This window comes from Sphingomonas sp. AOB5 (genome assembly GCF_029433115.1).
GTDB lineage: Bacteria > Pseudomonadota > Alphaproteobacteria > Sphingomonadales > Sphingomonadaceae > Sphingomonas.
This window is the reverse complement of record NZ_JARNTV010000066.1, coordinates 1-19,785: the sequence shown is the minus strand read 5'-3', so window position 1 is coordinate 19,785 and position 19,785 is coordinate 1. Positions and strand designations below refer to the sequence as shown.

At 66.2% G+C, this 19,785-nt stretch carries 20 protein-coding genes and 1 tRNA gene; 14 read left to right on the top strand and 7 right to left on the bottom strand.

Annotated elements, in window-relative coordinates; genetic code table 11:
- Nucleotides 1–1,293, bottom strand: a 1,293-nt coding sequence (locus P1X14_RS18700) for a DEAD/DEAH box helicase (protein WP_277316937.1), incomplete at its 3' end; no start/stop codon positions are given.
- An 88-nt stretch (nucleotides 1,294–1,381) separates the two neighbouring features.
- Entirely contained in the window at nucleotides 1,382–1,828 is a 447-nt protein-coding gene (locus tag P1X14_RS18695) for a hypothetical protein (protein WP_277316936.1), read from the bottom strand.
- A gap of 121 nt (nucleotides 1,829–1,949) precedes the next feature.
- Between P1X14_RS18695 and P1X14_RS18690 the strand changes: the two genes are divergently transcribed.
- Both P1X14_RS18690 and P1X14_RS18685 read left to right on the top strand, forming a co-directional pair.
- A complete protein-coding gene (locus P1X14_RS18690; protein WP_277316935.1) occupies nucleotides 1,950–3,389 on the top strand; it encodes an FAD-binding oxidoreductase in 1,440 nt (479 codons plus the stop codon).
- A 50-nt stretch (nucleotides 3,390–3,439) separates the two neighbouring features.
- Complete coding sequence (locus tag P1X14_RS18685) at nucleotides 3,440–4,216, top strand: SapC family protein (RefSeq protein WP_277316934.1); 777 nt, start codon at nucleotides 3,440–3,442, stop codon at nucleotides 4,214–4,216.
- A 276-nt stretch (nucleotides 4,217–4,492) separates the two neighbouring features.
- Here P1X14_RS18685 and P1X14_RS18680 read toward each other — a convergent pair whose 3' ends face one another.
- Nucleotides 4,493–5,338: an N-formylglutamate amidohydrolase gene (locus tag P1X14_RS18680; protein WP_277316933.1), complete on the bottom strand. Its 846-nt coding sequence runs from the start codon at nucleotides 5,336–5,338 to the stop codon at nucleotides 4,493–4,495.
- A gap of 113 nt (nucleotides 5,339–5,451) precedes the next feature.
- Between P1X14_RS18680 and P1X14_RS18675 the strand changes: the two genes are divergently transcribed.
- Both P1X14_RS18675 and P1X14_RS18670 read left to right on the top strand, forming a co-directional pair.
- Nucleotides 5,452–5,829 carry a response regulator gene (locus tag P1X14_RS18675; protein WP_277316932.1) on the top strand — a complete coding sequence of 126 codons (378 nt, stop codon included), beginning with the start codon at nucleotides 5,452–5,454 and terminating at the stop codon, nucleotides 5,827–5,829.
- Between the two features lie 89 nt (nucleotides 5,830–5,918).
- Nucleotides 5,919–5,993: transfer RNA gene (locus P1X14_RS18670), tRNA-Val, on the top strand.
- Nucleotides 5,994–6,036: 43 nt separating this feature from the next.
- On the opposite strand, the gene P1X14_RS18665 is transcribed toward P1X14_RS18670, so the two are convergent.
- A complete protein-coding gene (locus P1X14_RS18665; protein ID WP_277316931.1) occupies nucleotides 6,037–7,356 on the bottom strand; it encodes a methyl-accepting chemotaxis protein in 1,320 nt (439 codons plus the stop codon).
- A 100-nt stretch (nucleotides 7,357–7,456) separates the two neighbouring features.
- Between P1X14_RS18665 and P1X14_RS18660 the strand changes: the two genes are divergently transcribed.
- Complete coding sequence (locus P1X14_RS18660) at nucleotides 7,457–8,299, top strand: ABC transporter ATP-binding protein (RefSeq protein WP_277316938.1); 843 nt, start codon at nucleotides 7,457–7,459, stop codon at nucleotides 8,297–8,299.
- Here P1X14_RS18660 and P1X14_RS18655 read toward each other — a convergent pair.
- A complete protein-coding gene (locus P1X14_RS18655; protein ID WP_277316930.1) occupies nucleotides 8,244–9,140 on the bottom strand; it encodes a LysR family transcriptional regulator in 897 nt (298 codons plus the stop codon). The genes P1X14_RS18660 and P1X14_RS18655 overlap by 56 nt on opposite strands.
- Before the next feature lie 101 nt (nucleotides 9,141–9,241).
- On the opposite strand from P1X14_RS18655, the gene P1X14_RS18650 reads away from it, so the two are divergent.
- From P1X14_RS18650 to P1X14_RS18610, 9 genes are all read left to right on the top strand, one after another.
- Complete coding sequence (locus P1X14_RS18650) at nucleotides 9,242–10,738, top strand: CoA-acylating methylmalonate-semialdehyde dehydrogenase (RefSeq protein WP_277316929.1); 1,497 nt, start codon at nucleotides 9,242–9,244, stop codon at nucleotides 10,736–10,738.
- Nucleotides 10,739–10,743: 5 nt separating this feature from the next.
- Nucleotides 10,744–11,289, top strand: coding sequence for a hypothetical protein (locus P1X14_RS18645; RefSeq protein WP_277316928.1), 546 nt, complete (start codon nucleotides 10,744–10,746; stop codon nucleotides 11,287–11,289).
- 20 nt (nucleotides 11,290–11,309) lie between these two features.
- The gene (locus P1X14_RS18640; protein WP_277316927.1) at nucleotides 11,310–12,281 is read left to right on the top strand and encodes a polysaccharide deacetylase family protein; all 972 of its coding nucleotides are present in this window, start codon (nucleotides 11,310–11,312) and stop codon (nucleotides 12,279–12,281) included.
- Nucleotides 12,278–12,721 carry a hypothetical protein gene (locus tag P1X14_RS18635; protein ID WP_277316926.1) on the top strand — a complete coding sequence of 148 codons (444 nt, stop codon included), beginning with the start codon at nucleotides 12,278–12,280 and terminating at the stop codon, nucleotides 12,719–12,721. The genes P1X14_RS18640 and P1X14_RS18635 overlap by 4 nt, the downstream gene beginning before the upstream one ends.
- On the top strand, nucleotides 12,705–13,850 hold the full coding sequence (locus tag P1X14_RS18630) for an acyl-CoA dehydrogenase family protein (RefSeq protein ID WP_277316925.1): 1,146 nt from the start codon (nucleotides 12,705–12,707) through the stop codon (nucleotides 13,848–13,850). The genes P1X14_RS18635 and P1X14_RS18630 overlap by 17 nt, the downstream gene beginning before the upstream one ends.
- A complete protein-coding gene (locus P1X14_RS18625) occupies nucleotides 13,847–14,911 on the top strand; it encodes an enoyl-CoA hydratase/isomerase family protein (RefSeq protein WP_277316924.1) in 1,065 nt (354 codons plus the stop codon). The genes P1X14_RS18630 and P1X14_RS18625 overlap by 4 nt, the downstream gene beginning before the upstream one ends.
- On the top strand, nucleotides 14,908–15,681 hold the full coding sequence (locus P1X14_RS18620) for an enoyl-CoA hydratase (RefSeq protein ID WP_277316923.1): 774 nt from the start codon (nucleotides 14,908–14,910) through the stop codon (nucleotides 15,679–15,681). The genes P1X14_RS18625 and P1X14_RS18620 overlap by 4 nt, the downstream gene beginning before the upstream one ends.
- Nucleotides 15,682–15,808: 127 nt before the next feature.
- The gene (mmsB, locus tag P1X14_RS18615) at nucleotides 15,809–16,699 is read left to right on the top strand and encodes a 3-hydroxyisobutyrate dehydrogenase (RefSeq protein WP_277316922.1); all 891 of its coding nucleotides are present in this window, start codon (nucleotides 15,809–15,811) and stop codon (nucleotides 16,697–16,699) included.
- A gap of 66 nt (nucleotides 16,700–16,765) precedes the next feature.
- Entirely contained in the window at nucleotides 16,766–17,704 is a 939-nt protein-coding gene (locus P1X14_RS18610) for a right-handed parallel beta-helix repeat-containing protein (protein WP_277316921.1), read from the top strand.
- Here the strand turns inward: P1X14_RS18610 and P1X14_RS18605 are convergent.
- Entirely contained in the window at nucleotides 17,701–18,198 is a 498-nt protein-coding gene (locus P1X14_RS18605; RefSeq protein WP_277316920.1) for a Pvc16 family protein, read from the bottom strand. The genes P1X14_RS18610 and P1X14_RS18605 overlap by 4 nt on opposite strands.
- Nucleotides 18,195–19,785 (bottom strand): alkaline phosphatase family protein (locus P1X14_RS18600; RefSeq protein ID WP_277316919.1); only part of this gene is annotated, 1,591 nt, incomplete at its 5' end. The genes P1X14_RS18605 and P1X14_RS18600, both read right to left, overlap by 4 nt.

Below are 19,785 nucleotides of genomic sequence, written 5' to 3'. Positions count from 1 at the left end.
CTCGCGTTCGGCACGCGGTTCACGGGGAGTCCGCGGCTCGCGCTCGGCGCGCGGCGCTGCCTCGGCGGCAGGTGCCTTTTCGGCCTTGGGCTTCTCCTCGCGCTGCGGCTTCTTGCCACGGCTCGAACGCTTCGGGGCTTCCTTCGGCTCGGCCGCAGCCGCTTCCGGCGCAGCGCCGCCACCCATGTCGAAGCGGGCGATCTTGTGACCGGTCAGCTTCTCGATGTTCTGGATATTCTCGGCATCGTCGGGCGCGACCAGCGTGAAGGCAGTGCCCTTGGCGCCCGCGCGGCCGGTGCGGCCGATGCGGTGGACATAATCGTCCGGATGCCAGGGCGCGTCATAATTGAAGACGTGGCTCACGCCCTTGATGTCCAGCCCGCGCGCCGCGACGTCGGACGCGACCAGGATGTTGATGTCGCCCTTCTTGAACCGGTCGAGCTCGGCCAGTCGCTGGGGCTGTTCCATGTCGCCATGGATCTCGCCCGATTTGAAGCCCGAACGCTGCAGCGCCTTGTTCAGGTCGCGCACCGTGGTCTTGCGGTTGGCGAAGATGATCGCGGTGTTGATGTCGTCGGTCTCGAGCAGCCGCTCCAGAGTCGCGCGCTTCTTCTGCGCCGACACGGATACCACCCACTGTGTGATGTTGGTGTTGGTGCTCGCCGGGCGGGCCACCTCGATCTGCTTGGGATTGTCGAGGAACTTGTCGGCCAGCTTCTTGATCACCGGCGGCATGGTGGCCGAGAACAACAGCGTCTGGCGCTGCTTGGGCAGCTTGGTGCAGATTTCCTCGATATCGGGGATGAACCCCATGTCGAGCATGCGATCGGCTTCGTCGATCACCAGCAGGTTGCAGCCGGTCAGCAGGATCTTGCCGCGCTGGAACAGGTCCATCAGCCGGCCCGGGGTCGCGATCAGCACGTCGACGCCCGATTGCAGCGCCTTCACCTGATCGCCCATCTGCACACCGCCGATCAGCAGGGCCATGGAGAGCTTGTGGTTGACGCCATACTTCTCGAAATTCTCGGCGACCTGCGCCGCGAGTTCGCGCGTCGGCTCGAGGATCAGCGAGCGGGGCATCAGCGCGCGGGTGCGCCCCTCGCCCAGAATGTCGATCATCGGAAGGACGAAAGCAGCGGTCTTGCCGGTGCCCGTCTGGGCGATGGCGATCAGATCCTTGCCCATCAGGACAGAGGGGATCGCCTGCTTCTGGACCGGCGTCGGGTCGGTATAGCCGGCGCCCGTGACGGCGGCCAAAAGTTCGTCGGAAAGGCCGAGATCGGCAAAGCTCATGCGAATGTCCGGAAAGCGATCGCAAAAACTGCGCCGCGATTGCGCCGCGCGCTCGCGGATTTACCTGCAAAAGTCAAGCATTCCGGCCTCAACGCGTGGGGACGAGCGCCTTGAATTCGGAAATTCCGCACGAACGCCCCGATCGCGAGCGGATCGAATCCCGTCGCGCGCACATCTTGCCGTCGGAATTGGGCCGCACATAGAAGCCCGAATAGAAGCCAAGAGCCGGGCAATTCTTGTCCAGCACGGCGCGGCGGCGGCTACCGTCGTTCAGCACCAGATCGACGCTGTCACCCCGCGAAACCGAGAAACCGATCACCCGGTCCATCTTCAGGCAGTTATCCGCCTTCTTCTCGCGGAAGCTGGTCGGCGGCGGGGGCGGCGGCGGCGCGGGCGATCGGGTGCGGATCACCACGGTGGCGCGCGTCACGCTCACATTGGGCACATGGATCACCACATGCTGTTGCTGGATCACCTCGACTTCGCCGGGCGCGGCTACGGGTGCCTCGGGCGTGGCCGGGGCAGCGAGCAGCATCAGCATCGCGGCAGAAGGGAGAAACGGATTCGGCATAAAGGCGGCGTTCTAGAGCGCGGGCTTGAACAACGGATGAACTGCTCTGGCAAGCCCCGCGGCGCCCATGCTATCCGCCGCGCCGATGACACCCGCCCAGCAGACCCTTGTCGACACCGTCCGCCAGCGCTTCGGACCCAAGGCCGCGATCACCGATGCGGCGGATATCGCGCCCTGGCTGAACGACTGGCGCGGCCGCTATTTCGGCACCTCGCCCGCGATCCTCGCTCCCGCGTCGCGCGACGAAGTGTCCGCGATCCTCGCGCTGGCGAACGCCGCGCAGGTGCCGGTGGTGCCGCAGGGCGGCAACACCTCGATGGTCGGTGGCGCGACGCCGCCGATCGACGGGTCCGCGCTGATCCTGTCGCTGCGCCGGATGAACCGCATCCGCTCGCTATCGCCGGACGATAATCTGGCGGTCGCCGAAGCCGGGGTGATCCTTGCGGACCTTCATGCCGCGGCACTCGCGGCCGGCCGCCGCTTCCCGCTGACGCTTGGCGCGAAGGGCAGCGCGACGGTCGGCGGGCTGGTCTCCACCAATGCCGGGGGCACGCAGGTGCTGCGCTTCGGCACGATGCGCAGCCTGGTCGCGGGGGTCGAGGCGGTGCTGCCCGACGGATCGGTGCATGAGGGGCTGGCCGCGCTGAAGAAGGACAATCGCGGATACGACATCAACCAGCTGCTGATCGGCGCGGAGGGGACGCTGGGCGTCGTGACTGCGGCGAGCTTGAGGCTGGTGCCCGCCATCGCCGCACGCGGGGTCGCGTGGGTCGGGCTGGCCAGCCCCCACGCCGCGCTCGAACTGCTGCGCAGGATCGACGATCCCGCGATCGAGAGCTTCGAGATCATCCCCGGCGATTCGCTGGCGCTGGTGCTGCAACATATCCCGGGCACCCGCGCGCCGCTGGAAAGCACCCATCCCTGGCATGTGCTGATCGAGGCGGTGTCGACCGATCCCGGCGGCGAATCGCCTGCGGCCCTGCTCGAGGGGCTACTCGGCCCCGCGCTCGAATCGGGTCTCGCCGCCGATGCGGTGATCGCCGCCAGCGAGGCGCAGGCCGAGGCGATGTGGCGCATCCGCGATTCGCTGTCTGAAGCCGAACGCGCCAGCGGGCCGGCGGTGCAGCACGATATCTCGGTGCCGGTCGCCGATATGCCCCGCTTCATGGTGGAGGGCGCTGCCGAGGCCGAGCGCCGCTTCCCCGGCACCCATGCCACTGCCTTCGGCCATCTCGGGGACGGCAATGTCCATTTCCATGTGCGGGCGGCGCAGGGCGCGGATCGCGATCGTTTCTATGCCGAACAGGCCCCGGCGATCACCCGGCTGGTGCACGACATGGTGGTTGCGGCGGGCGGGTCGATCTCGGCCGAGCATGGCATCGGCCAGATGAAGCGTGCCGAACTGGAACGGCTCGGTCCCCCGTCCCGCATCGCAATGCTCTCCGCAATCAAGACAGCGCTGGATCCTCAGGGGATTCTCAACCCCGGAAAGCTCGTGCTTGCGCCAACGCGTCTCGCGCCATAGACCCACGCGCGCATTCTCGCACATTTAAGAAGATTCCCAGGAGAATTTTGATGGCCTCCGCGCCGCAGTCGCAGTCGCTTCCGCTGTTCTACAATGATCTCGTGCCGCTCTCGAGCCAGATCCATTCCGAATATCGCCTCCGCGCCGCGGACAAGGCTCCGTTCCTTGTCGGCCAGCATGCGGTTCCGCTGACCGTCGAGGAATTTCCTCTGGCGCAGCGCTTCCTCCCGATCGTTTTCTCGGTCGGCGACGAACCCGTGCCGCTCGGCCTGTTCGGCCTGAACGAAGGCGTGAACGTCTTCTTCGATGACACCGGCAAGCTGGTCGACGACAATTTCTACGTCCCGGCCTATATCCGTCGCTATCCCTACCTGCTCGCACGCCTGCGTCCGGAAAGCGACGAACTGTCGCTGTGCTTCGATCCGACGACCGACACGATCGGCGCGTTCGAGGACGGCGAGAAGCTGTTCGACGGCGACCAGCCGAGCGAGCTGACCAAGGGTATTCTGGATTTCGCCCGCAATTTCGAGGAAGCCGGTCAGCGCACCGCGCAGTTCATGAAGGAACTGAAGGAACTCGACCTGCTGATGGAAGGCGAAGTTTCGATCCAGCCCGATCAGGCGGCTCAGCCCTTCGTCTATCGCGGCTTCCAGATGGTCGACGAGAACAAGCTGAACGAAATGCGCGGCGATCAGCTGCGCAAGATCGTCCAGAACGGCATGCTGCCGCTGATCTATGCGCACCTCTTCTCGCTCGGTCAGATGCGTGAAGTGTTCGGTCGCCAGGTCCAGCAGGGCAAGGTTCCGGCGCCGCAGCTCGTCAGCTGATCCTTACGGATTAAACGGACGGGCCGGTGCGGTGTCATGCCGCGCCGGCCCGTTTCGATTCCAGCTTCGGCGAAAGCGGCTGGCCGCAGTTGCGGCACATTTCCACGCAGTCCGGGGCAAGGCCTTGAAACCCAAAGGCCTCTTATCTATATTCCTTCTTGCATGGTCTCATGTCCCCCCTTTCGTGGGACCGTGTGACACGCTCTCGAGCGTGTCTCCTCCCTGAACCTTGGCCACCCGGTGAGCAATCACCGGGTGGTTTTTTATTCGGGGAAGTTACTCCGCCGCCATCGCGCGAGGCAGGGCCTCGTCGGCGACCGAATCGATCATCGAACGCAGCATCCGGATCGCCAGCGCCAGGCCCGGGCCGGGCTGGTCGAGCTGGGCGTCGAGATAGAGCGAACGGTCGAATTCGATCTGGATCGCATGGATCCCGCGGCGCGGATCGGCGTGCCGCTCCAGGATATGCCCGCCCGAATAGGGCGCATTGGCCGCACAGGCCACGCCATGGGCACGTGCAACGCCCTCCAGCCGCCCTACCAGCCGTGCCGGGGCCGAACGGCCGAACCGGTCGCCCAGCACAACCCGCGGCGAACGCGCCGGCGGACCCAGTGGCGGCATCGAATGTATGTCGAGCAGCACCGCAACCCCGAATCGCGCCCGCGCCGCTGCCAGCGCTGCGCCGACTGCCTCATGATAGGGGCGATGATCGGTTTCGATTCGCTCGATCACTTCCTCGTCCGACAGGCGCCGCCGCCAGATCTCGCCCGATGCGCCCGCACGGCGCGGCACCAGCCCCAGCCCGCTGCGCAGCTTGGCCGATTGCGGCTGGGCGCTCATCGTCGCGCCGTCGTCCAGCTTGGGATCGCGTTCCTTCTCGCTGCGGTTCAGGTCGATCCAGGCGCGGGCGCGAGTGGCGATGAACAGCGTCTCGCCCTCATGCGCACCCAGCGCAATCGCATCGGCATGGCGATCCTCCAGCGGGCGCAGCGCCGTCAGCGGCACGCGCAGCGCCGCGCGCAGGGGCAGCGGATAGTCGCGTCCGGCATGCGGAACCGACAGCACAACCGGGCTGACCGGTTCCCCGGGACCATGACGCACGAAGGAAGGCGAAGCCGTCACCCCTTCAGCCTATGCCGCGTGCCGCCATGGGGCAAGTCGCGCGCCACGGCGCTGGAAAATCTTAAGGGCTTCGGGCATAAGACACGTCCCGCGTGTAATGGGGTGGGGCGCCGATGTATCGAATTCTGCTGGCCGAGGACGACAAGGTGATGCGTGAGTATCTCACGCGCGCGCTGGAGCGTTCGGGCTATGCCGTGTCGGCGGTAGACCGCGGCACTGCGGCGCTGCCGCTGCTCGAGACCGAACGGTTCGACCTGTTGCTGACCGATATCGTGATGCCCGAGATGGACGGGATCGAACTGGCGCAGCGCGCCGGCGATCTCGCGCCGGACATGCGCGTGATGTTCATCACCGGCTTTGCCGCGGTGACGCTGAAGGCCGGCAAGCAGATGCCGCAGGCCCGCGTCCTCTCCAAGCCGTTCCACCTGCGCGACCTGGTTCTGGAGGTCGACCGGCTGTTCGAAACCGAGAGCATTCCGAGCAGCAACTGATTTGTTGCTTTTCGCGGTTGCACAGGGGGGCCACTCCCGCTAATGCGCCGCTTCCCGTTTCGGCCCGGTGGTGAAAACCTAAGGGCCTTGGGCGTGTAGCTCAGTGGTAGAGCACTGTGTTGACATCGCAGGGGTCGCAAGTTCAATCCTTGCCACGCCCACCATTAAAAGCCCGCCAGCGCAATGCGTTGGCGGGCTTTTATCGTTTCAGGCCACGCGCACTTCGTCGAGGAAGGCATCGACCTGATTCGACAGCGCTCCCGCGCCCGACTGGAGCCGTTTCGCCAGCGAGCGCATCTCCTCGGCGCTGGTCGCGGCGGTGCGCGACGTGTCGCCGATCGCTTCGACATCGTGCTGGATGCCGGTGCTGGCATCCACCGCGTCGTCGACATTGCGGGCGATGGTGATCGTCGCATGCTCCTGCGCCTGCACCGCCGATTGTACGGTGGAGGCGAGCGCGGCCATCGCTTCGATCGCCTGTTCGATCTGGGCATGGCCTTGCGCGACTTCATCGATGCCCAGGCAGATGTCGCGGACATGCGCTGTGATCCGCGCCGCCGCGCTGCCGGTCTGGGCCGAGAGCTGCTTCACTTCGTTCGCGACCACCGTGAAGCCGCGTCCGGCTTCGCCCGCACGTGCGGCTTCGATGGTCGCGTTGAGCGCGAGCAGGTTCACTTGCCCCGCAATGCCGCTGATCAGCGCGATCACCGAATCGATCGACTGGGCGGCGCGCAGCAATTCCTGGGCGCGGGCACTGCCTCTCGCGACCATCTGCGAGGCGTCACTCGCCGCAGCCCGGGTCTCGGTGGTGCTGCGGCCGATCTCGCCGAGCGCCGCGACCAGTCCGCGGCCGCGTTCGGCAATCTCGGCCATGCCGCTGTTGGTCTGCGACGCGGCGGTGGCGACGGCGATGGCGCGGTCGCCCAGTGCCCCGGCGCGTTCGGCGGTCGATCCGGCGTTGCGTTCGATCTCGCCCGATAGCTGGCTGAGCGACCCGCTCAATGCCGCGACCTGTGCCTCGAATCGCTCGCTGGCGCGCTCGATCTGTTCTGCGCGGCCGATCCGGTCATGCGCCGCGCGCAACTCGTTCTCGGCGGCGAGGTGGACCAGCCGGCGATTGGCGACCACGCCGAACAACCTGCCGCCCTGAGTCAGGATCATGCCCTCGCTGCCGTTCGCGGCGCGATACTGGTCGATCAGCCGCGACGGATCGAGGCTCGCCTCGGCTACCGGGCAGGGCCGGATATGCCGGGCGATGCCGTTGCCATAGGCCGGATTGCGCATCAGCGCGTGGCCGAACGGGTTGAGCAGCAGCTTGCGGATATCCTTCTCGAACACCGCGCCGATGGGTTTGCCCGCGGGATCAACCACCGGGATCAGCCGCAATTCGGTGTCGCCCTGAAAGAGTTCGATCGCCTCGACGACGCGGCTTTCCACCGTCAGCGAAGGCGGGCGGCGCTCGGATTCGGTGAGCCAGTCACCGATGCCGGGAGGAGCGATATCGCGGAAGAAACGGGGCGCTGTCATCGCCCTTGGGGATAGGCGGCGTTGGTAAACGCAGGTTTTACCGTTGGTTACACTATCGAGACAAAAGCAGATTTTTCGGCGGCGCCGATTATTGCTTGCAGTGGGGCAGGGCGCTGCCGCATCGACCATCGCCATGGACCTGATCGCGCGCAACCTGAGCGTCACCATGGGCGGCAAGCCGGTGCTCGACGATGTCAGCGTCACGATGCGTCCGGGCAGGGTCACCGCGATCCTCGGACCAAACGGATCGGGCAAGTCGATCCTGCTGCGCTGTCTGGCGGGACTGGCCGAGATCGATGGCGGGCAGGTGAAACTCGGCAATCGCATCATCGCGCGGGTATCCGCGCGCGACCGGGCGAAGCTGATCGGCCATCTGCCGCAGGAGACCGTCGCGCCGGGCAAGCGGATCGTGCGCGAACTGGTGGCGCTCGGCCGGCGGCCGCATCGCGCGCGTTTTGCCGGTCCGACACAGGAGGATCAGGCCGAGATTTCCGCCGCGATGGCCGCGACCGGCACCATGAAGCTGGCCGACCGCCGCGTGTCCGAGCTTTCGGGCGGTGAGCAACGGCGGGCGCAACTCGCCCGCGTACTGGCAGGCGCGCCGCAGTGGCTGCTGGCGGACGAGCCTTTTGCGGCGCTCGACGATATCCAGCAGCTTGCCCTGCGCGATCAGCTTCGCGGGCTGGCCGCGGCGGGGATGGGCATCGCGGTCGCGCTCCACGACCTCACGCAGGCAGCGCGGATCGCCGACGATATGGTGATGCTGCGGCAGGGCGGGGTCGTCCTGTCCGGCGAACGCCGCGAGGTGCTGACGCCGGGCGGCATCCATATGGCATTCCGGCTCAACGTCGCGATGGTCGATCTCGACAGCGAGACCTGCGCACCGGTCACGATCTCCCGCGCCCTGACATTAGAGGACGTAGCTGATCTATCCGCTGGGTAAGCCAGGCGAGGAAACGATCGATCCGGGCGATGCCGCGCAGGTCGCGATGGACCACCAGCCAGAAGCTCCGTTCGATCATGATATCGGGCAGCACCCGCACCACCCCGTCCATGGTGTCGCCGATGAAGCAGGGCAGCACGCCGCAGCCCACGCCGCTCTCGATCATCTCCGCCTGTGCGTTGATGCTCGAACTGCGGATCGTCGCTTCGAGGCGTGAGCCGATTTCGCTGAGATAGCGAAGCTCGGGCGCGAAGATCTGGTCGGGCACATAGCCGATCAGCGCGTGCGCGCTCAGGTCGGCGGGGCTGGCGAGCCGCGGCGCGCGCTCCAGATAGGCGGGGCTGGCGTAGAGGCCGAGCGCATAGTCGGTCAGCTTGCGCGAGATCAGCGGGCCTGCCTTGGGCCGCGCGAGCATCACCGCGATATCGGCCTCACGGCGCGAGGGGTTGAGCACGCCGCTCGACGCGATCAGGTCGATCTGCACCTGTGGATGCGCGCGGGTGAACTCGCCCAGATGCGGCGCGATGATGCGGCTGCCAAAGCCTTCGGAGGCGCTGATGCGGATCGATCCGGCCAGCCCGGCGGCGTCCGACGTCACTTCGCGCTGGATGCCCAGCGCCGCGGCTTCCATCCGCTCGGCCGCTTCGAACAATGTCGCGCCCTGATCGGTCAGCACATGGCCCGACGGCGTATGTTCGAACAATCGCGCCTGAAGCGACTGTTCGAGCCGGCGGATGCGCCGCGAGACCGTGGTGGCGTCCTGCCCCACCGCCTTGGCGGCGATCGCGAGGCGGCCGGCGCGGCCCACCGCCAGGAACAGCTTCAGATCATCCCAATTCATGAACCGCCTGCATATTCGCAGGTTCAACCTGCATATCGCGTCAGTTGCCTGCATTGCTGTCAAATGCAATGGGGCGGACAAGCGAAATCGGAGAGAATGCCATGCGGATCATCGACCATTTCATCGCCGGCAGTGCGGGTGCAGCCGGCGGACGTGAAGGCGAAGTGTTCGATCCCAACACCGGCCAGGTGCAGGCGAAGGTGAAGCTCGGCACCCCGGCGGTGCTAGAAGCCGCCGTCGCCGCCGCGCAGGCCGCGCAGCCGGCATGGGCCGCAACCAACCCGCAGCGCCGCGCCCGCGTGATGTTCAACTTCAAGGCGCTGGTCGAGAAGCATATGGACGAGCTGGCGCACATGCTCTCGTCCGAACATGGCAAGGTGATCGCCGACTCGAAGGGCGATATCCAGCGCGGCCTCGAAGTGATCGAGTTCGCCTGTGGCATCCCGCATCTGCTGAAGGGCGAGTATACGCAGGGCGCCGGTCCGGGCATCGACGTCTATTCGATGCGCCAGCCGCTCGGTATCGGCGCGGGCATCACCCCGTTCAACTTCCCGGCGATGATCCCGCTGTGGATGAGCGGCGTCGCCATCGCCTGCGGCAACGCCTTCATCCTGAAGCCCAGCGAGCGCGACCCCTCGGTCCCCGTCCGCCTCGCCGAACTGTTCCGCGAAGCCGGACTGCCCGAGGGCATCCTGCAGGTCGTTCATGGCGATAAGGAAATGGTCGACGCGATCCTCGATCACCCGGCGATCTCGGCGGTCAGCTTCGTCGGCTCGTCCGACATCGCTCATTATGTCTATTCGCGCGGTGTCGCCGCCGGAAAGCGCGTGCAGGCGATGGGCGGGGCCAAGAACCATGGCGTCGTCATGCCCGACGCCGATCTCGATCAGGTCGTCGCCGATCTGTCGGGCGCTGCCTTCGGTTCGGCGGGCGAGCGCTGCATGGCGCTGCCGGTCGTGGTGCCGGTGGGGGACAAGACCGCCGACGCCCTGCGCGAAAAGCTGATCCCCGCGATCGAGGCACTTCGGGTCGGCGTCTCGACCGACGCCGAGGCGCATTACGGCCCGGTGGTGAACGCCGCGCACAAGCAGCGCGTCGAAAACTGGATCCAGACCGGTGTCGACGAAGGCGCCGAACTGGTGGTCGATGGCCGCGGCTTCCAGCTTCAGGGCCATGAGCAGGGCTTCTTTATCGGACCCAGCCTGTTCGATCGCGTCACGCCCGATATGCAGTCGTACAAGGAAGAGATTTTCGGCCCGGTCCTCCAGATCGTCCGCGCGCCCGATTTCGAGACTGCGCTGCGCCTGCCGAGCGATCACCAGTACGGCAACGGCGTCGCGATCTTCACCCGCAACGGCCACGCCGCGCGCGAATTCGCGTCGCGTGCGAATGTCGGCATGGTCGGCATCAACGTGCCGATCCCGGTGCCGGTCGCCTATCACAGCTTCGGCGGCTGGAAGCGCTCGGCGTTCGGCGATCACAACCAGCACGGCATGGAAGGCATCCGCTTCTGGACCAAGGTGAAGACCATCACCCAGCGCTGGCCCGATGGTTCGACCGACGGCGGCAACGCCTTCATCATCCCGACCATGGGGTGAGGATGATGCGTGGCGCCGTCGCTCTGCTCCTTGGTGTGCTGGCGGTAGCGCCCGCGCATGCTCAGAGTGGCGCCGCGTTGCCGGTACCGACTGGCGTCAACGGCACGGTCTTGGGAACCCCGGAGGCGTTCGCGGTGAAGGGCCCCGGTCGGATCTGCTCCAATCGGAGCGGTTTCGAGCTGCTGGAGGGAGAGACCGCCTATCTCGAATATATGGGCATCCACACGGTCAGGTTCAGCGTGCGCAGTAGCGGGGGCGAGATCGGCATCAGCGAAGGCGACACCTATGCCGATCCACGCCATCGCGGCAGGCCCATTCGGCTTGGCGCGTTGAATGCGTATCGCCTGGGGAGCGGGTCGAAGCGCCGCTATGCGATCTACGCGCCACCCGAATCGAGCGAAGGCGACGAGCGGCTGCTGATCTGGGTGCGCAATTTGCGTGGCCGAGACGATATGGCGGTCCTGAAACGGATCACCCTCGATCCGCGCGGAAGCGACTGTACGCAGCGTTTCGTCTATGGATTCTTCTTCGAAGAATCTGAGTCGGACTGACAGGGTCCGGGGGGAATGAGATGATCCGTCTGGTTTTGTTCGTCGTGGCGCTGATGTTCGTCGTCCGCGCCGATCCGGTGGGGAACGCCAATGCGGTTCCGGCCGCGCCGCCCGAGCAGGCGCGCAAGCTGATCGCGATCACCTTCGACGATGCCCCGCGGGCGCCCGGCGCTTTCTACACCCCCGCCCAGCGTGCCGAGAAGCTGATCGCGGTGATGCGCGAGGCGCGGGTCACTCAGGCGGCGTTCTTCGTCAATTCGGGGCGCGTGAATATCGGCGACGGCGACGAGGCACGCATCGCCGCCTATGTCGCGGCGGGCCATGTGATCGCCAATCACACCGCCAATCATCCCCGCCTCTCCGGCACGTCCGCGGAGGCGTATCTCGCCGATATCGATGTCGGCGAGAAATGGCTGAAGCCTCGCGCCGGATACCGTCCCTGGTTCCGCTATCCCTTCCTCGACGAGGGCGGGCGCGACAAGGTGAAGCGCGACGCGATCCGCGAGGGGCTGAAGGCTCGCGGCCTGCGCAACGGCTATGTCACGGTCGACGGATCGGACTGGAACATGGAAGCGCTGGCGGTGGCCGCGGTAAAGGCCGGCAAGACGCTCGACATGGACGCGTTCCGCGATCTCTATGTCGAGACGCATCTCCAGTCGGCCGAATTCACCGAAGCGCTGACCGTGCGCACCCTCGGCCGTTCCGCGCCGCAGGTGCTGCTGTTGCACGAAACCGATATCGCCGCGCTGTTCCTCGGCGATCTGATCAAGGCGTTGCGCGCCAATGGCTGGGAAGTAGTGACGGCGGACGACGCCTTCGCCGATCCGATCTACCAGCTTGCCCCCGACACCCCGTTCGCCGCCGGCACGCTGACCGAGGCGATGGCGTGGGAAAAGGGCATCACCGGCCCGCGCTGGTACGACCGCAACGACATGAAGGTCGCCAACCCGCTGTTCGCGCAGCGCGTGCTGCATGAGAACCCCGCGCCGTGACCCCCTGGCTGACCGACGACCGGCGGATGCTGATCGCGGCGGCCCTGTTCGCAGGCTGGGTTGCGTCGCTTGCCTTGCCGGCGGTGACGATCTTCGACGGACACAGCGCAGTGCCGATGAGCGGCGCATTCGTGCTGATGGCCGGATGGATCGGGGCGATGCACTTCCAGTTCGGCTGGATCGCCAATTTCGCGCTGTTTGCCGCGCTGTGGCTGCTGATCCGCTGGCGCCCCTATCGCCGCGCACTGCGGATCGCCGCAGCGCTGCTTGCGTTGTCCGCGCTGCACAGCCTCGATCTCATCGTGCATCCGGAAGCCAATGGCATGCGCGGCGCACATGCGGGATATTTCCTCTGGCTGGGCGTCTGCCTTGCCGCCGCGGCAATCGCGGTCTTCTACTCCTTCCAGACCATTACGGAACGCCATGACCAGCCAGTTTGACCTCACCGACGATCAGCGCATGATCCAGGATCTCGCGCGGCAGTTCACGGCGGACAACATCACGCCCCACGCCGCCGAATGGGACGAAACCAGCACCTTCCCGCGCGACACGATCAAAAGTGCGGCCGAACTGGGCTTCGCTTCGATCTATGTGTCCGAGGCGAGCGGCGGCATCGGCCTCGGCCGGCTCGAAGCGGCGCTGATCATGGAGGCGATGGCCTATGGCTGCGTGCCGACCAGCGCGTTCATTTCGATCCACAACATGGCGACCTGGATGATCGACCGGTTCGGCAGCCAGACGGTGAAGGACAAATACCTCCCGTCGCTGATCAGCATGGACGCGATGGCGAGCTATTGCCTGACCGAGCCGAGCTCGGGTTCCGACGCAGCGGCGTTGAAGACCAAGGCGGTCCGTGAGGGCGATCACTATGTCGTCAACGGTTCCAAACAGTTCATCTCGGGCGCCGGCGTCAACGACGTCTACGTCACCATGGTCCGTACCGGCGAGGACGGACCCAAGGGCATCACCTGCCTGGTGATCGAGAAGGACATGCCCGGCGTCAGCTTCGGCGCGAAGGAACGCAAGCTCGGCTGGAACGCCAGTCCCACCGCGGCCGTGACGTTCGAGAATGTCCGGGTGCCGGTCGAGAACATCGTCGGCGGCGAAGGCGAGGGCTTCCGCATCGCGATGATGGGCCTCGACGGCGGCCGCCTGAACATCGGCGCGACGTCGCTGGGCGGGGCACAGCGCTGCCTCGACGAAGCCGTGGCCTACACCAAGGAACGTCAGCAGTTCGGGAAGGCCATTTCGGACTTCCAGAACACCCAGTTTACCCTTGCCGACATGGCGACCGAACTGGAGGCGGCCCGTGCTTTGCTCTATCTCGCCGCGGCCAAGGTCAGTGCCAACGCGCCCGACAAGACCAAATTCGCCGCGATGGCCAAGCGCTTCGCGACCGACACCGGCAGTTCGGTGATCGACCGCGCGCTCCAGCTGCACGGCGGCTACGGCTATCTGAAGGATTATCCGATCGAGCGTTTCTGGCGCGATCTGCGGGTCAACTCGATCCTTGAGGGCACCAACCAGGTGATGCGGATGATCGTCGGCCGCGAGCTGACGCGGCAATGAGCGACGTCCTGATTTCGGTGGAGGGCAAGGCCGGCCGCATCCGGCTCAACCGGCCCAAGGCGATCCATGCGCTGAACACCGGCATGTGCCGCGACATGCTCGCCGCGCTGGATGCATGGGCAGACGATCCGGCGGTGGAGGTCGTGCTGATCGACCATGCCGCCTCGCCGGATGGTGATCCGAAGCTGTCCCGCGGCTTCTGTGCGGGTGGCGACATCCGCATGATCGCCGAAAGCGGCGCGGGCGATGGCGTGGCGGCGCGGGAATTCTTCCGTGTCGAGTATCAGCTGAACCATCGGCTGTTCACCTATTCCAAGCCGGTGGTGGCCTTCATGGACGGCATCACCATGGGCGGCGGCGTCGGCATCTCGCAACCTGCGAAATATTGTGTGGCGACGGAGAACACCAAATTCGCCATGCCCGAGACCGGCATCGGCCTGTTCCCAGATGTGGGCGGCGGCTGGTATCTTTCGAGGCTTCCGGGGCGCAACGGGGAGTATCTGGCCCTGACCGGGCATCGGATCGATGGCGCGGAATGCGTCGGCTTGGGCTTGGCCAGTCACTATCTTCGTTCGGAAATGCTGGATGCGGCCAAGGCTTTGATCATCGCTGATCCGCGTGAAATTGCGGCGAAACTCAACGAACTTGAGGAAATTGCGCCCGAGGGCCGACTGCTCGGGCATCGGGAGGAGATAGATGACCTCTTCGTTGGCGATACGCTCGAGGAAATCCTCGCCGCACTCGAAGCCGATGGCGGCGAATGGGCCGCCACACAGCTCGCTACCCTGCGCACCAAATCGCCCGAATCTATGAAGGTCTCACTCCGCCTCGTCCGCGAAGGGCGCAGCCGCGCAACGTTCGAGGACGAGATGCGTCAGGAATTCGCCATCGGTGCCCGCGTCGCGCAGCGCCACGATTTCATCGAAGGCGTCCGCGCGCTGATCGTCGACAAGGACAATGCGCCGCAATGGAGTCCGGCGACGCCGGAAGAAGTCAGCGACGCGACCATAGACGCGATCTTCGCGCCCTTGCCCAAATCTGAAGAATGGAATCCTGCATGACCTACGAAACCATCCTCGTCGAACAGCGCGGTGCGGTGACGCTCGTCACGCTCAACCGGCCGCAGGCGCTCAACGCGCTCAACTCGCAGATCCTCACCGAACTGCTCGATGCGATGAAGGCGTTCGACGCCGATCCGTCGCAGGGCTGCGCGGTGCTGACCGGCAGCGAGAAGGCATTCGCTGCGGGCGCCGACATCAAGGAGATGCAGGCGCAGGGCTTTGCCGACATGTACGGCCATGATTTCTTCGCGGGCTGGGACCAGTTCTGCCGCACGCGCAAGCCGATCATCGGTGCGGTTGCCGGCTATGCGCTGGGCGGCGGTTGCGAAGTGGCGATGATGTGCGACTTCATCCTTGCGGCCGACACCGCGAAGTTCGGCCAGCCCGAGATCAAGCTCGCGGTCTCCCCCGGCATGGGCGGATCGCAGCGCCTCACCCGTGCGGTGGGCAAGGCCAAGGCGATGGAGATGTGCCTCACCGGCCGGATGATGGACGCCGCCGAAGCCGAGCGCGCGGGGCTGGTCAGCCGCATCCTGCCCGCCGCCGATCTGGTCGAGGAAGCGGTGAAGACCGCCGCGCTGATCGCGTCGATGGCCCCGCTGGCGATCCTGGCGAACAAGGAAATGGTCAACGCCGCGTACGAGACGACGCTGGCGCAGGGCGTCCAGTTCGAGCGCCGCCTGTTCCACGCGCTGTTCGGCACCGCCGACCAGAGCGAAGGCATGGCGGCATTCGTCGAGAAGCGCCCGGGCAACTGGACCGGGAAGTAACCTGACTCCCCCTCCCGCTTGCGGGAGGGGGTCGGGGGGTGGGCCCCCGCCATCCTGATAATCCACCGCATGCGGAGAGCGGGCGCCCACCCCCGGCCCCTCCCGCAGGCGGGAGGGGAGAGAATCAATGGCACGCGTCGCATTTATCGGTCTGGGCAACATGGGCGGCGGGATGGCCGCGAACCTGGCAAAGGCAGGGCATGATGTCCGCGCCTTCGATCTCAGCCAGGACGCGCTGGATCGCGCGAAGGAAGCCGGTTGCCTGCCGGTCGCCAGCGCCGCCGAGGCGATCAAGGGCGCCGAGACGATCGTGACGATGCTGCCCGCGGGCAAGCATGTCGAAGGCGTCTATACCGCCGATGTGTTCGAACATGCCGATCCGGCCGCGATCCTGATCGATTGCTCGACCATCGACGTCGCCACCGCCAAGCGCGTGGCCGAGGCGGCGGCGGCCAAGGGCCTGCTCGCGGTCGACGCGCCGGTCTCGGGCGGGATCGCGGCGGCCAATGCCGGCACGCTCACTTTCATGGTCGGTGGTACCGAAGCGGGCTACACCCGCGCCGAGCCGTTCCTGGCCGAAATGGGCAAGGCAGTGATCCATGCCGGGCCGAGCGGTGCGGGGCAGGGTGCCAAGATCTGCAACAACATGCTGCTCGGCGCCGAGATGATCGCGACCTGCGAGGCGTTCGTGCTGGCGGAAAAGCTCGGCCTCGACCTGCAGCGTTTCTACGATATCGCTTCGGTTTCCTCGGGCCAGAGCTGGTCGATGACCAGCTATTGCCCGGTCCCCGGCGTCGGTCCCGAAACCCCTGCCGATCGCGACTATCAGGGCGGCTTCGCGGCTGCGCTGATGCTGAAGGACCTGAAGCTGGCGATGGAAGCCGCCACCCATGCCGAAGCCGCCACGCCGATGGGCAAGCGCGCCGCCGAACTCTATGAGAGCTTCGTCGACGAAGGCCATGGCACCACCGACTTCTCCGGCATCATCAATCGCCTGCGCGCGCAGAAGGTGGGCTAAGCTTGGTGGGTTAACCCTCTATTCGGCTTCCGGGCGGATAAGGCGCATGAGACAAATGAGGTCGTCATGCGCCGCATCGCCATTCTTCCGCTGTTCGCCCTCGCTCTGGCTGCGCCCGTCGCCGCGCAGCAATCGGGTGCGCCCTTCACCATTGCCGAGACCGGTCAGGGCTTCGCGACGCTGGCCGACGCGGTCGCCGCGATCGGCGACCGGCGCGGGACCATCGTCATCGCGCCGGGCACGTACCGGCAATGTGTGGTGCAGGAGGCCGGACAGATCACCTTCAAGGCGGCCCAGCCCGGCACCGCGATCTTTGAAGCCGAGACCTGCGAGGACAAGGCGGCGTTCGTGCTGCGCGGCAAGGGATCGGCGGTCGATGGCATCGTCTTCCGCGGCTATGCGGTCAGCGACGGCAACGGCGCGGGCATCCGCATCGAGCAGGGCGACCTGACCGTCACCAACTCGATGTTCCTCGACAGTCAGGAAGGCATCCTTGGCGGCAATCCGTCGCCCCAGCGGATCACCATCGACCGTTCGACATTCTCCGGCCTCGGCCAGTGCGAAACGTCGGACTGCAGCCACTCGGTCTATCTCGGTAACAAGGGCCAGGTGACGATCACCCGCTCGCGCTTCGAACGCGGTACCGGCGGGCATTACGTCAAGCTCCGCGTGCCCAACATCACCATCACCGATTCGAGCTTCGACGATACGCAGGGCAGCAAGACCAATTACATGATCGACCTCTCCGAAGGGTCGAGCGGGCTGATCGCGCGCAACGTGTTTGTGCAGGGCGAGAACAAGGAAAACTGGTCGGGCTTCATCGTGGTCGCGGCGGAAGGGCGCACCTATCGCTCCAACGGCCTGACCATCACCGAAAATCAGGCCTCCCTCGCGCCGGGCATCGACCGCAGCCCGGCCTTCGTCGCCGATCTCTCGGGCGAGCAGTATCGCATCAGCGGCAACCAGCTCGGACCCGGCGTGCGCGAGTTCGAACGCCGCCGCTAGGCCTGCGCGCCGAATGCGATTCCGCGTATGCGGAGGAATATGGCGGGCATCGGAATGCCGTCGCGCAGTTGCGCCGCGGCCAGCGCTTCGCCCAGCGACAGGTTGAGCATCTCGATCGAAAGCCGTGCGATTGCCGGGTCCAGATCGGGTGTATCGGCGGGGGTCAGCACATTATGCTGCCGGCACCAGTTCACCGCCCGGCCCAGCACCCGCAGCCCATGCGGCACGTCGATAAAGTCGGCGGCGATCCTGACGGTCACTTCCAGATGCAGCGGGGGCTGCATCGAACGGAAGTCATCGCGACGCACCGGTTCATAGTTCCGGGCTGAGGCTTCTTGGGTGAGGTTCAGGACCGTGATCTTCAACTGATCCGGCACGGCCTCGGTCGGGGCGAGCAGCGCGACCCACGGTCGACTATTCGGCTCGATCGCCCGCAGCTCGCTGTTCATCTGCCTGCAAACGGTCAACAGCGCGCTAGCCAGAACATCGCTCATTTGCAGCTCGTCTCCGGCCCCGCGTCCAGATCGAGGCAGCGGCCGTCGATCTCCACCGGCACCTTGATCCCCAGCAGCGCAGCCAGCGTCGGCGCGATGTCCACCGTCTCGATCGACAGCGGGTGCTCGAAGCCGGTCATGCCCTTGCGCCAGAACAGGATCGGCACGCGGCGGTCATAGTCCCAGATGCTGCCATGCGTCGCCACGCGGCCCGGGCCGGCCGCGACGATCGGCGTGATCCGCGGATGCAGCACGACGTAGAGGTCGCCCGAACGCGAGGGTTCGTACGAGGCACGGGCGCGCTCCAGCAGCGTCCAGGTCTCGGGCGGGCCCTTGGGCATCGGGGTCGCCGCGATTTCGGCGCGCGTGAAGATCGCCTGCACCTGCGGATGCGCGCGATAGGCCTTGATGGTCTCGGCCTGCACGGCATCGCGGGTCTGCTTCGACAGTTTCGGATCGATATAGACGTCGCCCGAAATGCCGCCGGTCAGCGGCTGTTCGGGCAGCTTGAGCGTCGCCTGCACCTGCTTGCCGATGGCGCCGGCGCTGGCCGATGCCTGTGCGCGGTCGGCCATGGTCGTGCCGTGCGCGCGGGCGCGTTCGGGGAAGTCGAGGCCGCCATGATCGGCGGTCAGCGCGACCGCATAATCGATACCGGTCGAATCGAGCATCGCGAACAGCTTGCCCAGCGTCTGGTCGAGCGAGAGCATCTGCAGGCACATCTCGCTGCCTTCGGTGCCGAGGCCATGGCCGACATAGTCGGTGGCCGATGCGCCGACGATCAGCAGGTCGGGCGCATCGCCCTGGCCCAGCTTCATGTCGCTCGCCAGACCGGCGGCCAGCGTGACGATGGCATCGTCGAACTCGGGCGAGGCTTTGAAGCCGCGCAGATCGCCTGCCTTGCGCGCGAAGCTGCCCGCGCCCGGAGCGAAGGTGGCGGTCAGCGGATAGGCCTGTGCGCGCGCCTTGCAGACGGCGGGAATGTCCAGCGCCTCACGATCCTGACCCAGCCGCTCGGTGACCATCGCGTTGATCTGGGTCACGCGCGCGGGCGCGACACGACCGGCATAGGACTGAAAGCTTTTGGTCTTGTCCCAGAACCACCAGAGCTCATCGACCTTGTGGCCGCCCATCATCACCGCGGCGCGATCCTTGCCCGCGACCGATACGACGCGGCTGGCCGGGTTGGCGGCCTTCATCCATTCGCCCAGCGTCGGCACCTTCAGATTCTTGTCCGACACGGTGTAGTTGTTCGAATCGCTGCCGGGCACGCTGGTGTCCTCGGAGCAATAGACGGTCTTGTCGGGGCGATTGACCGAGAAATCGGTCCAGTCGTTCGCGACGATGCCGGTGCGATATGGCCGCGCGCCGGTCAGGATCGTCGAATGGCCGGGGCAGGTCTCGGTCGCGGCATGGCTCTGATAGCCCGAGGGGAACACCGCGCCGCCCGCCAGACGGGCAAGGCCGCCGGTGAACAGGCTGCGATACTCCGCGAACAGATCGGCCGAGAACTGATCGACCGAGATCACCACGATCAGCTTCGGCGGCGCCTTCGGAGCGACGGCGGCGGGCGCCGGCGCGGGGGCG

Excerpts from the sequence above, each read along its gene's own strand:
- P1X14_RS18695 (WP_277316936.1), bottom strand. The coding sequence starts at position 1,828 with ATGCTGCTCGCTGCCCCGGCCACGCCCGAGGCACCCGTAGCCGCGCCC.
- P1X14_RS18690 (WP_277316935.1), top strand. The coding sequence starts at position 1,950 with ATGACACCCGCCCAGCAGACCCTTGTCGACACCGTCCGCCAGCGCTTC.
- P1X14_RS18685 (WP_277316934.1), top strand. The coding sequence starts at position 3,440 with ATGGCCTCCGCGCCGCAGTCGCAGTCGCTTCCGCTGTTCTACAATGAT.
- P1X14_RS18675 (WP_277316932.1), top strand. The coding sequence starts at position 5,452 with ATGTATCGAATTCTGCTGGCCGAGGACGACAAGGTGATGCGTGAGTAT.
- P1X14_RS18665 (WP_277316931.1), bottom strand. The coding sequence starts at position 7,356 with ATGACAGCGCCCCGTTTCTTCCGCGATATCGCTCCTCCCGGCATCGGT.
- P1X14_RS18655 (WP_277316930.1), bottom strand. The coding sequence starts at position 9,140 with ATGAATTGGGATGATCTGAAGCTGTTCCTGGCGGTGGGCCGCGCCGGC.
- P1X14_RS18650 (WP_277316929.1), top strand. The coding sequence starts at position 9,242 with ATGCGGATCATCGACCATTTCATCGCCGGCAGTGCGGGTGCAGCCGGC.
- P1X14_RS18645 (WP_277316928.1), top strand. The coding sequence starts at position 10,744 with ATGCGTGGCGCCGTCGCTCTGCTCCTTGGTGTGCTGGCGGTAGCGCCC.
- P1X14_RS18640 (WP_277316927.1), top strand. The coding sequence starts at position 11,310 with ATGATCCGTCTGGTTTTGTTCGTCGTGGCGCTGATGTTCGTCGTCCGC.
- P1X14_RS18630 (WP_277316925.1), top strand. The coding sequence starts at position 12,705 with ATGACCAGCCAGTTTGACCTCACCGACGATCAGCGCATGATCCAGGAT.
- P1X14_RS18625 (WP_277316924.1), top strand. The coding sequence starts at position 13,847 with ATGAGCGACGTCCTGATTTCGGTGGAGGGCAAGGCCGGCCGCATCCGG.
- P1X14_RS18620 (WP_277316923.1), top strand. The coding sequence starts at position 14,908 with ATGACCTACGAAACCATCCTCGTCGAACAGCGCGGTGCGGTGACGCTC.
- mmsB (WP_277316922.1), top strand. The coding sequence starts at position 15,809 with ATGGCACGCGTCGCATTTATCGGTCTGGGCAACATGGGCGGCGGGATG.
- P1X14_RS18610 (WP_277316921.1), top strand. The coding sequence starts at position 16,766 with ATGCGCCGCATCGCCATTCTTCCGCTGTTCGCCCTCGCTCTGGCTGCG.
- P1X14_RS18605 (WP_277316920.1), bottom strand. The coding sequence starts at position 18,198 with ATGAGCGATGTTCTGGCTAGCGCGCTGTTGACCGTTTGCAGGCAGATG.